Raw genomic sequence first — 15,303 nt, 5'->3', positions numbered from 1 at the left:
GAGGGCCGGAGGGAGGGCGACGCGGGAGGCGTTGCCCTCCCCCGACCGGCGAGGTGACTAGTTGACGACGTCGTCCACGGAGGGCGACTCGGACCTCGACAGGTTGATGCCGAGGTTCGCGGCCGCGCGCTCCAGGTCCTCGTCGTCGCCGTCGCGCATCTCGATCGCGGCACCGTCCGAAGACAGGACCTCGACGTTGAGGCAGAGCGACTGCAGCTCCTTGAGCAGCACCTTGAAGGACTCCGGGATACCGGGTTCCGGGATGTTCTCGCCCTTGACGATGGCCTCGTAGACCTTCACGCGGCCGAGCACGTCGTCGGACTTGATGGTGAGAAGTTCCTGCAGGGTGTACGCGGCGCCGTACGCCTGCATCGCCCAGCACTCCATCTCACCGAAGCGCTGACCACCGAACTGCGCCTTACCACCCAGCGGCTGCTGCGTGATCATCGAGTACGGGCCGGTCGAACGCGCGTGGATCTTGTCGTCGACCAGGTGCAGCAGCTTCAGGATGTACATGTAGCCGACGGACACCGGGAACGGGTACGGCTCGCCGGAGCGGCCGTCGAAGAGCTGCGCCTTCCCGTTCTCCTTGACCATCCGCTCGCCGTCGCGGTTCGGGATCGTCGAGCCGAGCAGGCCCGTGATCTCCTCTTCCTTCGCGCCGTCGAACACGGGGGTCGCGGTCTTGGTGCCGGGCTCGACCTCCAGCAGCTCCTCGGACAGGTTCTTCGCCCAGTCCGGGTCGCCGTTGATGCTCCAGCCCTGCTTGGCGATCCACCCGAGGTGGGTCTCCAGCACCTGGCCGATGTTCATACGACGCGGAACACCGTGCGTGTTCAGGATGATGTCGACCGGCGTGCCGTCCTCGAGGAACGGCATGTCCTCCACCGGGAGGATCTTGCCGATGACGCCCTTGTTGCCGTGGCGGCCGGCGAGCTTGTCGCCGTCCTGGATCTTGCGCTTCTGGGCCACGTACACGCGCACGAGCTCGTTGACGCCCGGAGGCAGCTCGTCGTCGTCCTCGCGCGAGAACACGCGGATGCCGATGACCTTGCCGTACTCGCCGTGCGGCACCTTCAGCGACGTGTCGCGCACCTCGCGCGCCTTCTCACCGAAGATCGCGCGGAGCAGGCGCTCCTCCGGCGTCAGCTCGGTCTCGCCCTTGGGCGTGACCTTGCCGACGAGGATGTCGCCCGGCTGGACCTCGGCACCGATGCGGATGATGCCGCGCTCGTCCAGGTCGGCCAGGACCTCCTCGGAGACGTTCGGGATGTCCCGGGTGATCTCCTCGGCGCCGAGCTTCGTGTCGCGGGCGTCGATCTCGTGCTCCTCGATGTGGATCGAGGTGAGAACGTCGTCCTGCACGAGGCGCTGCGACAGGATGATCGCGTCCTCGTAGTTGTGGCCTTCCCACGGCATGATCGCCACGAGCAGGTTCTTGCCGAGCGCCATCTCGGCGTTCTCGGTGCACGGGCCGTCGGCCAGCACCTGGCCCTGCTCGACGCGGTCGCCCTCGTTGACGATGGGCTTCTGGTTGATGCAGGTGCCCTGGTTCGAGCGGCGGAACTTGTGCAGCGCGTAGGTGTTGCGCGCACCGTCGTCGGCCATGACGGTGATGTAGTCGGCGGAGACCTCCTCGACCACACCCGTCTTCTTCGCGACGACGACGTCACCGGCGTCGACCGCGGCGCGCAGCTCCATGCCGGTGCCGACGAGCGGCGACTCGGAGCGGAGCAGCGGCACGGCCTGGCGCTGCATGTTCGCACCCATCAGGGCGCGGTTGGCGTCGTCGTGCTCGAGGAACGGGATCATGGCGGTCGCGGCCGACACCATCTGGCGCGGCGAGACGTCCATGTAGTCGACGTCGGTCGGGTCGATGAACTCGACCTCGCCGCCCTTCTTGCGGACCAGGACGCGGTCGTCGGTGAAGTTGCCCTCGTCGTCGGTCGGCGAGTTCGCCTGCGCCTTGACGTAGCGGTCTTCCTCGTCCGCGGTCAGGTAGTCGATCTGGTCGGTGACCCGGCCCTCGACGACCTTGCGGTACGGCGTCTCGATGAAGCCGAACGGGTTGACCCGCGCGTAGCTCGAGAGCGACCCGATCAGGCCGATGTTCGGGCCTTCCGGCGTCTCGATCGGGCACATGCGGCCGTAGTGCGACGGGTGGACGTCGCGGACCTCCATGCCGGCCCGCTCACGGGACAGACCACCGGGACCCAGCGCCGACAGGCGGCGCTTGTGGGTCAGACCCGCGAGCGGGTTGGTCTGGTCCATGAACTGCGAGAGCTGCGAGGTGCCGAAGAACTCCTTGATCGCCGCCACGACGGGACGGATGTTGATCAGGGTCTGCGGCGTGATCGCCTCGACGTCCTGCGTGGTCATGCGCTCGCGGACGACGCGCTCCATGCGGGACAGGCCGACGCGGATCTGGTTCTGGATCAGCTCGCCGACCGTGCGCAGGCGGCGGTTGCCGAAGTGGTCGATGTCGTCGACCTCGACGGGCACGTCTCCACCGGCGGCGGCGTCCATGACGGTCTCACCGGCGTGCAGGCGGACGAGGTACTCGATCGTCGTGACGATGTCGTCCTCGGTCAGCACACCGGTGTTGATGTCGGTGTCCAGGCCCAGCTTCTTGTTGACCTTGTACCGGCCGACCTTCGCCAGGTCGTAGCGCTTGTCCTTGAAGAACAGGTTCTCCAGCAGGGCCTGCGCCGACTCCTTCGTCGGCGGCTCGCCCGGACGCAGCTTGCGGTAGATGTCGAGCAACGCCTCGTCGGTACCCGCGGTGTGGTCCTTCTCGAGCGTGGTCAGCAACGTCTCGCTGAACGCGAACCGCTCGCGGATCTGCTCCGTGCTCCAGCCCAGAGCCTTCAACAGCACCGTCACCGGCTGGCGACGCTTCCGGTCGATGCGGACACCGACGGTGTCGCGCTTGTCGACGTCGAACTCCAGCCAAGCACCCCGGGACGGGATGATCTTGACGCTGAAGACGTCCTTGTCGGTCGTCTTGTCGACCGCGGTGTCGTAGTACACACCGGGCGAACGCACGAGCTGAGAGACCACCACGCGCTCAGTGCCGTTGATGATGAACGTGCCCTTGCTCGTCATCATCGGGAAGTCACCCATGAACACCGTCTGGCTCTTGATCTCGCCAGTGGTGTGGTTGGTGAACTCCGCCGTGACGAACAACGGTGCCGCGTACGTCATGTCCTTGTCCTTGCACTCTTCCGTCGAGGCCTTGACCTCGTCGTAGCGCGGATCGGAGAAGGACAGTGACATGGAGCCGGAGAAGTCCTCGATCGGCGAGATCTCGTTGAGGACCTCTTCGAGGCCGCCCGTCGGGTTCTCGTCGCCGGCGTCGATGCGGCGCTGGAACCACGCCTCATCGCCGGTCAGCCACTCAAAGGACTGGATCTGCAGGTCAAGCAGGTTGGGCGTCGAAAGCGGCTCGTGAATCTTCGCGAACGAGACCCGCTTCGGCGCTCCAGGGATCCCCGACGTGGAGTTGGTCGCAGCAGTGGCCTTGGTCGCGCGAGAGATCGCCAAGATGCGTCCTTCCAGGGACAGGTAGCTGGCTAGAGCGAACTAGCACGGCTGTCAAGGGTGCGGCGATGCCCGCATAATCCACGCTCTCGGCGAAGGGCAAGCGGAAAATGGGCAGCGCAAAGGGGCAGTCTAGCCACGCGCACGGCGACTGTCGAGAGGCACCTGGAAGGACCCTCCTCTTGCTCACCGACAGAGTGACCCTGCATGAGCGCGCAGTCAAGATGTTGAAGTCCGATCCACCCTGTGGATGGAGCGACGTTTACTGTCAGCCACCCATGTGACCTGCACAAACACGCATGCGGCCGATGCGGTGGGAAGTTGACGGCTTCAAGTCTTCTTACAGAGCGCCACAAGATTCGTGTGACCGAGATCACGCGTGTCGGGGCTGGCGGGAGGTGTGTTCCTGGTGCTTCCCGGGCACTTCCAGGGGTTGTTGATCTTAGGGCAGGGCCGGGGCCGGTCGTGCACCGGCCCGGCCCAAACGACCAACTGCCGCGGGGCCCCGCTCAGCAGCCCTGCAACTGGCGGTTCTGCTCGGCCGTCGCGCCGAACATCTCCATGTTGTCGATCTTCCAGCGGCCGCTGTCGTCGACGGCGCTCACGCGGAGCATGGCCGTGCCGCCGCCCGTCTGGTTGTCGGTGGTGCGGGTGGTGACCTGGTCGGCGAAGACCAGCACGGTGGCGCGGCCGTCCTTGAGCGACGACACGGCCGACGACACCACGCGGACGGTCACGACCAGCTTCTGCTGGGGCGCAACCTCCCTGACCGGCCCGAACACCGCGTTGTACTGGCACAGGGCCCTGCCGGTCAGGAGCTCCTTCGCGGCCTTCTCCGTGGCGGCCACGTCGGCGAAGTTGTAGGAGAACGACTTCTCGACGGCCTCGCGGACCTGGCCGTTCACCGCGGAGGTGGTGCCCGCGTCGACCAGGGCCGCGTCGTAGGCCACCGCGCGCGACTGGACCAGGAAGAACGTGCCCAGCGCGCCCAGCAGCACGGCGGTGACGAGCAGGGCCGCCGGGAGCAGCCAGGCGTTGCGGGAGGGGGTCTGCTCGGTCTCGTCCGGCGCGTCCTGCTCCTCCCCGGCGGGCTCCTCGGCGGACTCGGGGGCCGCTTCGGGGTCGGCGACGGGCGCGGCGGTGGACTCGGCCGGCTCGGCCGCGGGGTCGGCGGGCGGCGCTGTCTCGGGCTTGGCGCTCGGCTCGGCGGCGGGCTTTGCGGCGGGCGCGACCGCGGTCTCGGAAACCGGCTCGGCGGCAGGCTTGGCAGCGGGCTCGGTGACCGGCTCAGCGACAGGCTTGGCGACCGGCTTGGCGGCAGGCTTGGCAACCGGCTCGGCGGCGGGCTCGGTGACCGGCTTGGCAGCGGGCGCAACCGCAGCCTCGGCCGCCGGCGCGACCGGCTCGACCGCGGGCGCGACCGGCTCGGCGGCCGGGTCCGCGGTGGTGCGGCGGTTCAGGCCGGCGACCTTCGGGCGGCCTCCTGCCGGGGGCGTGGGGATGGGGCGGCGGCGGGATGGGGGCACGAGCACTCTTCCAATCAGCTCCGGCCGGGTCAGACGCCGGCCCGCAGCGGGCCCAGCTGACTCAGCTTCCAGCCGTCGTCCGTGCGGGTGAGCTCGGTCAGGTACCGGTTGATCTTGGTGACCTTCTGGCCGCCGTCGGGTGTCACGGCGCTCTCCACGACGGCGATCATCGACGCGGTGCCGCTGCGCTCGTCGAGCTCGGTGATCGCCGCGTCGAGGACCTTCGACGTCGTCACCGACTTGGCGTCGACCAGCTGCTTCTTGCGCGAGTCCTTGTCCTTGTCGATCTCCGCGCGCAGCTCGCCGGTGGACGAGTTGAGCCAGCGCTGCAGGTCCTCGTCGACCTTGCGGTAGTCGAGGGTCAGGAAGTTCGTGATGCCCACCTGACCCGAGCGCAGGGCCTCGTCGCGGGCGGAGGCGAACTCCGACTCCGACGAGTGGGAGGCCGAGTACCAGGCCACGCCGAAGTACGCGGCGTACCCGAACGTCAGGACCGCCAGCACGGCGGCCACCACGGTGAAGATCCGCACTACTTCTTCTCCTCCGGCAGACCCAGCAGCTGGCCCAGCGACGTCAGCAGCGGCAGTTCCGGCACCGTCTGCTGCCCGGCCGGCTCCTGGCCCGGCTGGGTCGTCGCGTTGCCCACCGGCGTCGTCGGCGTGCCGCCGTAGGGCGCGTTCTGCGAGCCTCGCACCGACGTCGCCGACCCGCGCGCCAAGGCGCAGTAGGCCTGCGTGTTCAGCGGTGCGGGCGACGTGTCGTTGCCCGTCCTGATGGTCGTTCCCTCGTACCCGACCGTGCACGGCATCGGGTCGAAGACGTTCAGCGCGAGCCCGAAGTGCGCCGTCCCGTCGCCCGGCGCGACGGTGAAGCCGCCGGCGACCGCGATCGGGTACGTCACGGCGATCTGCTCCAGGCCGGCACGCCTCGTCACGAGGATGTTCGAGGTGGTCAGCAGGTTCGCGAAGACCACCCCGAGGTTCGGCCCGCTCTCCTTCAGCAGCGCCGAGACCTGCTCCGACGCCGGCGGCACCGCGACGATCAGCCGCCGCAGGTCGCCGTCGGAGGCCTTGAGCTGCTCGGCGAGCAGCCGCAGGTCACCGCTGAACGAGCGGATGGCGCCGCTCTGCGCGGCCTGCGTGGCCAGCACGATCCGGCCGTCCTGCAGCAGCTGCGTGGTCTGCGGCAGGTGCTCCCTGGCGGCGGCCGTGAACGCCGCGGTGTTGTCGATCAGCACCTGCAGGTCGCCGCCGGTGCCGTTGAAGGCCGTGTGCAGCTCGTCGACGACGGTGCGCAGCGAGTCCGTGGGCACCGACGACGCGAACGCGTCCAGGTTCGACAGCAGCCCGTCCACCGGCGGGGGCGTGCGGGTGGCCGAGCGCGGGATGACCGAGCCGGCCTCCAGGTACGGGCCGTCGCCCGACTTCGGCCGCAGGTCCACGAACTGCTCGCCGACGGCCGACCGGTTGGCCACCACGGCCTCGGTCGCGGCCGGCACGGGCGGCGCGTCCGCGTCCAGCTCCAGGTCGGCCTCGATGCCGTCGGAGGTCAGCCGCAGCTGCCCGACCCGGCCGATCGTGACGCCGCGGTAGGTGACCTCGGCGTTGGTGAAGATGCCGCCGGAGTCGGCGAGCTGCATCGTCACGACCGTCGACGCCGGCTTGAACAGGCCGATGTAGGTCGCGCTGACGTAGGAGATGCCCAGCAGCGCGACCAGCACGAACGCGCCGATCTTGAGCTTCGTCGACCGCAGGATCACTTGCGCCCGCCTCCCAGCAGTCCGCCGAGCAGGTCGCCCAGCCCCGATCCGTTCGGTTGCCCGAGGTTCGGCAGCGGGATGTTCGGCAACGGGATGTTGGGCAGCGGCAACGGCGTGCCCGGAGTCGGCAGCAGCGAGTCGACCGGCGACTGCCGCGAGCGCCCGAGGTTGTCGAGGACCGTGCCCAGGTTCAGGTCGAGGTCGATGAACGCGTTGGTGTAGTCGCCCTTGATGCCGTCGAGCGCCTCGTCCGGGAACGGGTAGGTCAGCAGCAGCTCGAGCGACTTCGGCAGGTTCTGGCCCGACTCGACGAGCTTCGTCAGGGTCGGCTGCAACGCCTTCAGGTCCGCGACGATGTCGTCCCGGCTGCGGTTCACCGTGTCCGTCGCGACGTCCGACAGGGTGTTCAGCGACTTCAGCAGCGTCACGAGCTGCGTGCGCTGCTCGGCCAGCACGCGCAGACCGGGCTCCAGGTCGGTCAGCGCCACGGCGATCTTCTCGCGCTGCTGCGCGAGCGTCCCGCCGAGCCGGTTGATCAAGTCGAGCGCGCGGACGATCTCCGCCTTGTGCTTGTCGAGCTCCCCGACGAACGTGTCCAGGTTGCCCAGCAACGAGCGGATCTCCTGCTCGTTGCCCTCCATCGCGGCGTTGAGCTCCTTGGTGATGTTCTGCAGCTGCGCCACGCCACCGCCGTTGAGCAGCATCGACAGCGCGCCGAAGACCTCTTCGACCTCGGGGTTGCGGTTCGTCTTCGACAGCGGGATCACGGCGTTGTCCGCGAGCTTGCCCGTCGCGTCGGCAGGCTTCCCGAGCTCGACGAACTTCTCGCCCAGCAGAGCGGACTGGCGCAGCTTCGCGAACGCGTTGGCGGGCAGCTGCACGTCGCCGTTGACCAGCATGGTGACCTCGGCGGTCCAGCCGTCGGAGCCCAGGTCGATCTGCTCCACGCGGCCGACCGGCACGTCGTTGACCTTCACGCCGGCCTGCGGCACGAGGTCGAGAACGTCTTGGAACTGCGCCTTCACCCGGTACGGGTGGTCGCCGACGTCGGCGCCGCCGGGCAGCGGCAGGGTGTAGACGCCGTCGAACCCGCCCGAGCCGCAGCCCGAGACCAGCAGCACCGCCGTCAGTCCGATGACCAGCTTCCTCACTGGGGCACCCCCGCGAGCGGCAGGGGCAGCGGCAGCTTGCCCGCGTTCAGGTCGCTGATCACCTCGGCGGGCGACTTCAGCGGAACCGCGCCGGTCAGCAACGGCTCCAGCTGCTTGCACGTCTGCGCCAGCACCGGTGGCACGTTGTTCGGCGTCGCCTGCTGGACCAGCTTGCAGACCAGCACGATCGGCGGCTGGTTGAGCTCGTTGATGTTCGCGCGGGTGTCGAGCGTGCCGGACGCCGCGTTGTAGGAGTTCTGCAGGTTGCCCAGGGCCAGCGGCGCCACGTCGAGCGTCTCGGCCAGTGCCGCCCGCTGGTTCACGAGCACCTGCGTGATCGAGGCGAGCTTGTCCACGTTGGACTTCAGCACCTCGCGGTTGTCCTTGACGAAGCCCTGAACCTGGGCCAGGGCCGTCGCCAGCTCGTTCAGCGCCGCGCCGAGGTCGCCGCGCTCGTCGGCGAGCATCTTCGACACGTCCGCGAGCTGCTGGTTGAAGTCGCGCACCTGGCTGTCGTTCGCGGCGAGCATCGCGGTGAACTTCTGCAGGTTGTCGACGGTCGCGAAGAGGTCCTCTTTGGACCCCGACAGCGTCCTGGTGGCCTGGCCGAGGTTCTTCAGCGTGTCGTTGAGCGCCTGGCCGTTGCCCTCGAGGTTGCGCGCCGCCGAGTTGAGCAGGTCCGCCAGCGCTCCGTCGGCGTTCGCGCCGTTGGGGCCCAGTGCGGTCGTGAGCTTGTCGAGCGACGAGTACAGCTCGTCCAGCTCGACGGGCGTCGCCGTGCGCTCGCGCGGGATCAGCGCGTCGTCGCCGAGCGTCGGACCGCCGGTGTAGGCGGGCGTGAGCTGCACGTACCGGTCGCTGACGACGCTCGGCGCGACCACGACGGCCTGCGCGTTCTCCGGCACCCGCACGTCGCGGTCGACGGTGAACACGACCTTCACGGTCTTGCCCTCGGGCGTGACCTCGTCGATCGTGCCGACCTTCACGCCCAGCACCCGCACGTCACCGCCGGGGTAGACGCCGACGGCCGCGGCGAAGTGCGCGGTGACCCTGCGCCCGTTCATGGCGGCGAAGACCCACCAGAGCCCGGCCGTCACGACCAGCGCCAGCACGCACGCGATCGCGATGAACCGGCCGGCCCTGGACTGTGCGACTCCCGTCATCGCTGCACCCCCGGAGGCAGGCAGCCTTCCTCGTTGAACCCGACGACGCCGAGGTTCACCGCGGGAGGCAGCAGACCGCAGATGTAGGTGTCGAACCAGCGCCCGTTGCCCAGGGTGTTCGCGAACACCCGGTAGAACGGCGCCATCAGCGCGAGGCTGCGGTCCAGGTTCTCCTGGTTGCGCTCGAGGATCGTGGTGACCCTGCCGAACTGCTCCAGGGCGGGCTTGAGCTGGTTCTGGTTGTCCGTGACCAAGCCGCTGAGCTCGCGGGAGAGGGAGCGCGTGCCGTCCAGCAGCGCGCTGATCGCCTCGCGGCGCTTGCGCAGCTCGCCCAGCAGCAGGTTGCCGTCGGAGAGCAGCTTCTCGAACTCGGCGTTGCGGTCGGCGAGGGTCTTGCTGAGCTGCCGGGTGTTCTCCAGCAGCTTCGCCAGCTGCTCGTCGCGCGAGGAGATCGTCTTCGACAGCGCGGACAGCCCGTCCAGCGCGCCGCGGACGTGCTCCGGCGAGTTCTTGAAGGTGTCGGACAGGACCGTGAAGCTGTCCGCGAGCTGCTTGGTGTCGATCTGGCCGACGGTCGTCGCGAGCCCGTTGAACGCCTCGTTCACGTCGTACGGCGCGAGCGTGCGCTCCTTCGGGATCGGGTCGCCCGGCGACAGCGGCTGGCTGCCCTGCGGGTCCAGCGCCAGGAACTTCTGGCCCAGCAACGTCTTGATGCGGATCATCGCGGTCGTCCGGTCGCCCACCCAGGCGTCCTTGACCTTGAACGTGACCCGCACGCGGTCGCCGTTGAGCTTCACCTCGGTGACCTTGCCGACCTTCACGCCGGCGACGCGGACCTCGTTGCCGGGCACCAGTCCCGCGGCCTCGCTGAAGTCCGCGGCGTAGCTCGTGCCGCCGCCGACGATCGGCAGGTCGTCGGAGTAGAAGGCGGCGAGCAGCAGCAGGGCGATCAACGTCAGGCTGATCGCGCCGGTCCTGATCGGGTTCGAGGTCTTCATCGGCGGCACCTCTGCTGGGTCACCGGCAACGCCGTGATCGGGATCGGGTTGGTGATGACCGGCGGCACGGCGACCTGGCCGCTGGCCTCGCACAGGTAGAAGTTGAACCACGAGCCGTAGGTCGCGGTCCGCGTGATCGTCTCCAGCTTGTTCGGCAGGCGCTGGAGCGTGCCGTCGACCAGCGCCTCGCTGTCGCCCAGCGTCTTCGAGACGATGCCGAGCTGCGCGATGTCGTTCTTCAGCGGCTCGCGGCCCTGCTCCAGCAGGCCGGACGTGGCCTGGGTGAGGTCGCCGAGCGCGGTGATCGCGTCGCCGATCGGCTGGCGGTCCTGGGCGAGCCCGGAGACCAGCGTCTGCAGCGTGACCACCAGGTTGTTGAAGTCCTGGTCGCGCGAGTTCACGGTGTCGAGCGCGGTGTTGAGGTTGTCGACGACCTCGCCGATCACCTTGTCCTTGCTCGCGAGCGTGCTGGTCAGCGACGCCGTGTGCTGCAGCAGGCTGTCGATCGTGCTGCCCTCCCCCTGCAGCACCTGGATGATCTCGAACGACAGCTTGTTCACGTCCTCCGGCGACAGCGCCTGGAAGAGCGGCTTGAAGCCGTTGAACAGCACGGTGAGGTCGAGCGCGGGCTTGGTGCGGGCCACCGGGATCGTGCCGCCCTCGGGCAACACCGCCCCGGTGTCGCCGGTGCCCGCCTCCAGGGCGATGTACCGCTGGCCCACCAGGTTGCGGTACTTGATCGTCGCGGTCACCGACCCGGGCAGCTTGCGGTCGCCGTCGACCGAGAACTCGACCTCGGCGGTCTTGCGGTCGACGACCTTGATCGCGTCGACCTGCCCGACGCGGACGCCGGCGATGCGGACGTCGTCGCCCTCGTTCAACGCCGTCACGTCGGTGAACTGGGCCTTGTAGTCGGTGGCACCGCCCAGGTTCACGTTCGCGATGGTCACCGCGAGCAGCGACGTGGCGAGGATCGTGACGACGGCGAACGTGATCAGCTTGAGCAGCGGGGCGAGCACGCCTTTCACTTGACCGTCACCTCCGTTCCGCGGACCAGCGGCCCGAGCAGCAGGCTCGACCAGCCGGGCATGTCCTGCGGCTCGACGCCGACGCGCGGGCCGAAGAGCGCCGCGATCAGCCGGGCCTCCTCCGGCGAGTTGGCGAGGTTGACGCCGTTCCGCGCGGACGACGGGATGGTGGCGCCGGGCGGGATGATCCCGTCGGAGCTGGACCGGGCGGGCGGCGGGGAGCTGGTGCCGTCCTGCACCGGGCCCTCCGGCGGGTACTGCGGGAACGGGTCGGGCCGCGGGACCAGGTCGTAGCAGCGCGGCCCGCGCGTGTCGGCGTACTCGGGCTCGTCGAGGTTCGGCTTGTACTTGCCGCGGTTCTGCGTGATCTCCAGCGTGAGGTGCAGGCCGGGCTTGTCGGTGCCGGCGCCGAACGCCTTGCTGATGATCGGCTCGAACTCCGCGAGACCCTTGATCAGGCACGGGTACTCGGGCGCGTACTTCGCGAGCAGCTCGAGCGTCGGGCGGCTCGTGTCCGCCAGGTTGATGATGTTGTTCTTGTTGACCGTGACGAAGCTCGTGAGGTCCTGCGACGTCGTGGTCAGCGTGCCGTAGAGCGACAGCAGGTTGTCGCGCTGCTCGACGATCGTCTTCGTCGTCGTGGTCATGTCGTCGAGCGCCTGCAGCAGGTCCGGCGCGGCGTCGGCGTAGACGTTCGACACGTCCGCGAGCCGGGAGATGTTCTCCTTCAGCGCGGGCAGCTGCGGGTTGAGCTCGCCGAGGTAGGCGTCGAGCGACACCAGCGTCTCGCCGAGCGGCTTGCCCCGGCCGTCGAGCGCCTGCGACAACGCCGTCAGCGTCGTGGCGAGCTTCTCCGGCTGGATCGCCTGCAGCACCGGCATCAGGTTGTCGAGCACGCGTTCCAGCTCGATCGCGCTGCTGGTGCGGTCCTGCTCGATGACCGCGCCGTTCGCGATGGCCGCGCTCTTCTGCTGCGGCAGCACGAGGTTCACGTACCTCTCGCCGAACAGCGTCTTGGGCAGCAGGCGCGCGCTGACGTTGGCGGGGATCTGCTCGACCTTGTCCGGCAGCAGCGCGAGCTCCAGCTCGGCGCCGTCCCCGCTGGTGCGCACGGCCTTCACCGACCCGACGATCAGGCCGCGGACCTTGACGTCGCTCGCGGTCTGCAGCTGGTTGCCGATGTGGTCGGTCTTGAGCGTGACCTTCACGTAGTCGCTGAAGGCGTCCTTGTAGAGCGCCACCGTGAGCGACAGGAACATGGCGATCGCGAGGAGGAACGCGATGCCCAGCACGCGCTTCTTCATCCGGCGATCCTCACCGTCGTGGTAGCGCCCCAGATCGCGAGGCTCAGGAAGAAGTCGAGCAGCGCCGTCGTGACGATCGCGGTCCGCACCGCGCGCCCGACCGCGACACCGACACCGGCGGGGCCACCCGAGGCCCGGTAGCCGTAGTAGCAGTGGGTCATGATGATCACGACCGCGAAGACCAGGACCTTGCCGAACGACCAGAGCACGTCGATCGGGGGTAGGAACAGGTTGAAGTAGTGGTCGTAGGTACCCGCGGACTGCCCGTAGAACTCCACCGTGATGGTTCTGGCCGCCAGGTAGCTCGTCAGCAGGCCGATCACGTACAGCGGGATGATCGCGACGAACCCGGCGATGATCCGCGTGGTGACGAGGAACGGCAGGCTGGGGATGCCCATGACCTCCAGCGCGTCGATCTCCTCGGAGATCCGCATGGCGCCGAGCTGCGCGGTGAAGCCGGACCCGACGGTCGCGGAAAGGGCGAGACCGGCGACCAGCGGCGCGATCTCGCGGGTGTTGAAGTAGGCGGACACGAAGCCGGCGAACGCGCTCGTGCCGATCTGGTTGAGGGCCGTGAAGCCCTGCAGGCCGACGACCGTGCCGGTGAAGACCGACAGCCCGACCATCACGCCGATCGTGCCGCCGATGACCGCGAGCGCCCCGGACCCGAAGCTGACCTCGGCCAGCAGCCGCAGCGTCTCCTTGGAGTACCGCTTGAGCGCGCGCGGGGTCCAGGCCAGCGCCTTGAGGTAGAACGACAGCTGGTCGCCGAAACCGTCCAGGGTGGACAGCACCTTGTTCGCCATCAGCTCCCCTTCGCGGGCACGACCTGGAGGTAGATCGTGGTGAGGACGAAGTTGACGAAGAACAGCAGCAGGAACGTGATGACCACGGCCTGGTTGACCGCGTCGCCGACGCCCTTCGGCCCGCCCGCCGGGTTGAGCCCCCGGTAGGCGGCCACGATGCCCGCGATGAACCCGAAGATCAGCGCCTTGATCTCGCTGATCCACAGGTCGGGCAGCTGCGCCAGCGCGCTGAAGCTCGCGAGGTAGGCGCCGGGCGTGCCGTCCTGCATGATCACGTTGAAGAAGTACCCGCCGAGCACGCCGACGACGCTGACCATGCCGTTGAGCAGCACGGACACCAGCATCGCCGCCAGCACCCGCGGCACCACGAGCCGGTGGACCGGCGAGACGCCGAGCACCTCCATCGCGTCGATCTCCTCGCGGATCTTGCGGGAACCGAGGTCCGCGCAGATCGCACTGCCGCCGGCGCCCGCGATGAGCAGCGCCGTCACGATCGGGCTGGCCTGCTGGATGATCGCGAGCACGCTGGCCGCGCCCGTGAACGACTGCGCGCCGATCTGCCGGGTGAGGCTGCCGAGCTGCAGCGCGATGACCGCGCCGAACGGGATCGAGACCAGCGCCGTCGGCAGCACCGTGACGCTGACGATGAACCAGCTCTGCTGGATGAACTCCCGCAGCTGGAAGGGCCGCCGGAACGACGTCCGCACGACGTCGATCCCGAGCTGGCAGAGCTTGCCGGTCTCGCGCAGCGCACCGGCGCCGGGGAAGGTCGTGGGGGTGCTCACAGCGCACCACCCCGGCGCGGCCAGGGGCTCGGCGTGGGAGCCGCGACGGGCGCACCGGCGTGCACGCCGTACCGCAGCTGCTCCTCGGCCGTGAGGCTCGCGATGATCCCCTGCTGGGCCTCGTGCGGCAGCTGGTGGATGATCGACATGACCCGGTCCTTGCGCCTGCGCACGGCGTCCCGGTGCGGAAGCCCCGGCGTCGGCTCCAGCTGCGGCACCACCCCGCGCATGTCCTCGTCGGGAGACCCGTCGGAGTGCCCGGCGTCCGCGTGCGCCTGCTCGGCGGCCATGGTGGCCTGGTCCTTCTCCTCGGACATGCCGATCGGCCCGAGCCGCCGCCCGTTGAGGAACTGCTCGACGACGGGCTCGTCACTGGTGAGGAGGACTTCCCTCGGCCCGAACATGACGAGTTCCCGCCGGAACAGCATGCCGAGGTTGTCCGGCACGGTCCGCGCGATGTTGATGTTGTGCGTGACGATCAGGATGGTCGCGTCGATCTGCGCGTTGAGATCGATGAGCAACTGGCTCAGGTAGGCCGTGCGCACGGGGTCGAGCCCGGAGTCCGGCTCGTCGCACAGGATGATCTCGGGGTCGAGCACCAGCGCCCGCGCCAGCCCGGCGCGCTTGCGCATGCCGCCGGAGATCTCACCGGGGAGCTTCTTCTCCGCGCCGACGAGACCGACCATCTCCATCTTCTCGAGCACGATCCGCCGGACCTCGGCCTCGGTCTTGCGGGTGTGCTCGCGCAACGGGAACGCGATGTTGTCGTACAGGTTCATCGAGCCGAACAACGCGCCGTCCTGGAACAGCACGCCGAACATCTTCCGGATCTCGTACAGCCTGTTCTCGGAGCACCGCACGAGGTCCGTGCCGTTGATGACGATCTTGCCCTGCTCCGGCTTGAGCAACCCGACCAGCGACTTCAGGAAGACGCTCTTGCCGGTGCCGGACGGCCCGAGCATCACGCTGACCTCACCCGGCGGCAACGTGAGCGTGACGTCCTGCCAGATGGTCTGCTTGCCGAAGGACTTGGTCAGACCCTCGACGACCACCTCGACACCCATCCACGCACCTCCGCACACGCCCCGAGGACGCCGTGGCGATCGGCGTCACACTGGGGCAACGAGTTCGTCCGCGGCAGGTTACTCACCAGTTGGGCTAACGCCGGTTGCGTTCAGATAACAGCACACAGCGTGACCTCGCAAAACGGGCACACACGCAGAACGGGCGCGCACCCCGGAAG

The 15,303-nt window shown here is 68.7% G+C and carries 12 protein-coding genes; all 12 read right to left on the bottom strand.

Annotated elements, in window-relative coordinates:
* Positions 1 to 57: 57 nt before the first annotated feature.
* The 12 genes from ACFWGZ_RS11250 to ACFWGZ_RS11195 all read right to left on the bottom strand — a co-directional run bounded on the left by ACFWGZ_RS11250 (position 58) and on the right by ACFWGZ_RS11195 (position 15,124).
* Complete coding sequence (locus ACFWGZ_RS11250) at positions 58 to 3,543, bottom strand: DNA-directed RNA polymerase subunit beta (RefSeq protein ID WP_382451361.1); 3,486 nt, start codon at positions 3,541 to 3,543, stop codon at positions 58 to 60.
* Positions 3,544 to 4,049: 506 nt separating this feature from the next.
* A complete protein-coding gene (locus ACFWGZ_RS11245) occupies positions 4,050 to 5,066 on the bottom strand; it encodes a hypothetical protein (RefSeq protein ID WP_382451360.1) in 1,017 nt (338 codons plus the stop codon).
* 29 nt (positions 5,067 to 5,095) lie between these two features.
* Positions 5,096 to 5,596 carry a nuclear transport factor 2 family protein gene (locus ACFWGZ_RS11240; protein ID WP_382451359.1) on the bottom strand — a complete coding sequence of 167 codons (501 nt, stop codon included), beginning with the start codon at positions 5,594 to 5,596 and terminating at the stop codon, positions 5,096 to 5,098.
* Positions 5,596 to 6,825, bottom strand: coding sequence for an MCE family protein (locus ACFWGZ_RS11235; RefSeq protein WP_382451358.1), 1,230 nt, complete (start codon positions 6,823 to 6,825; stop codon positions 5,596 to 5,598). Before ACFWGZ_RS11235 ends, ACFWGZ_RS11240 begins: the two co-directional genes overlap by 1 nt.
* Positions 6,822 to 7,976: an MCE family protein gene (locus tag ACFWGZ_RS11230; protein ID WP_382451357.1), complete on the bottom strand. Its 1,155-nt coding sequence runs from the start codon at positions 7,974 to 7,976 to the stop codon at positions 6,822 to 6,824. The genes ACFWGZ_RS11235 and ACFWGZ_RS11230 overlap by 4 nt, the downstream gene beginning before the upstream one ends.
* Entirely contained in the window at positions 7,973 to 9,139 is a 1,167-nt protein-coding gene (locus ACFWGZ_RS11225; RefSeq protein WP_382451356.1) for an MCE family protein, read from the bottom strand. Before ACFWGZ_RS11225 ends, ACFWGZ_RS11230 begins: the two co-directional genes overlap by 4 nt.
* On the bottom strand, positions 9,136 to 10,137 hold the full coding sequence (locus ACFWGZ_RS11220; protein WP_382451355.1) for an MCE family protein: 1,002 nt from the start codon (positions 10,135 to 10,137) through the stop codon (positions 9,136 to 9,138). The genes ACFWGZ_RS11225 and ACFWGZ_RS11220 overlap by 4 nt, the downstream gene beginning before the upstream one ends.
* Positions 10,134 to 11,165, bottom strand: coding sequence for an MCE family protein (locus ACFWGZ_RS11215; RefSeq protein WP_382451354.1), 1,032 nt, complete (start codon positions 11,163 to 11,165; stop codon positions 10,134 to 10,136). The genes ACFWGZ_RS11220 and ACFWGZ_RS11215 overlap by 4 nt, the downstream gene beginning before the upstream one ends.
* Positions 11,162 to 12,469 (bottom strand): MCE family protein, encoded by a 1,308-nt coding sequence (locus ACFWGZ_RS11210; RefSeq protein ID WP_382451353.1) that lies wholly within the window; start codon positions 12,467 to 12,469, stop codon positions 11,162 to 11,164. Before ACFWGZ_RS11210 ends, ACFWGZ_RS11215 begins: the two co-directional genes overlap by 4 nt.
* On the bottom strand, positions 12,466 to 13,275 hold the full coding sequence (locus ACFWGZ_RS11205) for an MlaE family ABC transporter permease (RefSeq protein ID WP_382451352.1): 810 nt from the start codon (positions 13,273 to 13,275) through the stop codon (positions 12,466 to 12,468). The genes ACFWGZ_RS11210 and ACFWGZ_RS11205 overlap by 4 nt, the downstream gene beginning before the upstream one ends.
* The gene (locus ACFWGZ_RS11200; protein ID WP_382451351.1) at positions 13,275 to 14,060 is read right to left on the bottom strand and encodes an MlaE family ABC transporter permease; all 786 of its coding nucleotides are present in this window, start codon (positions 14,058 to 14,060) and stop codon (positions 13,275 to 13,277) included. Before ACFWGZ_RS11200 ends, ACFWGZ_RS11205 begins: the two co-directional genes overlap by 1 nt.
* Positions 14,057 to 15,124: an ABC transporter ATP-binding protein gene (locus ACFWGZ_RS11195; protein ID WP_382451350.1), complete on the bottom strand. Its 1,068-nt coding sequence runs from the start codon at positions 15,122 to 15,124 to the stop codon at positions 14,057 to 14,059. Before ACFWGZ_RS11195 ends, ACFWGZ_RS11200 begins: the two co-directional genes overlap by 4 nt.
* Positions 15,125 to 15,303: the final 179 nt, after the last annotated feature.

It is taken from the genome of Lentzea sp. NPDC060358, assembly GCF_042725365.1.
Lineage (GTDB): Bacteria > Actinomycetota > Actinomycetes > Mycobacteriales > Pseudonocardiaceae > Lentzea.
Note: the sequence above shows the minus strand (reverse complement) of the source record. Positions and strands in the feature narration are given on the sequence as shown.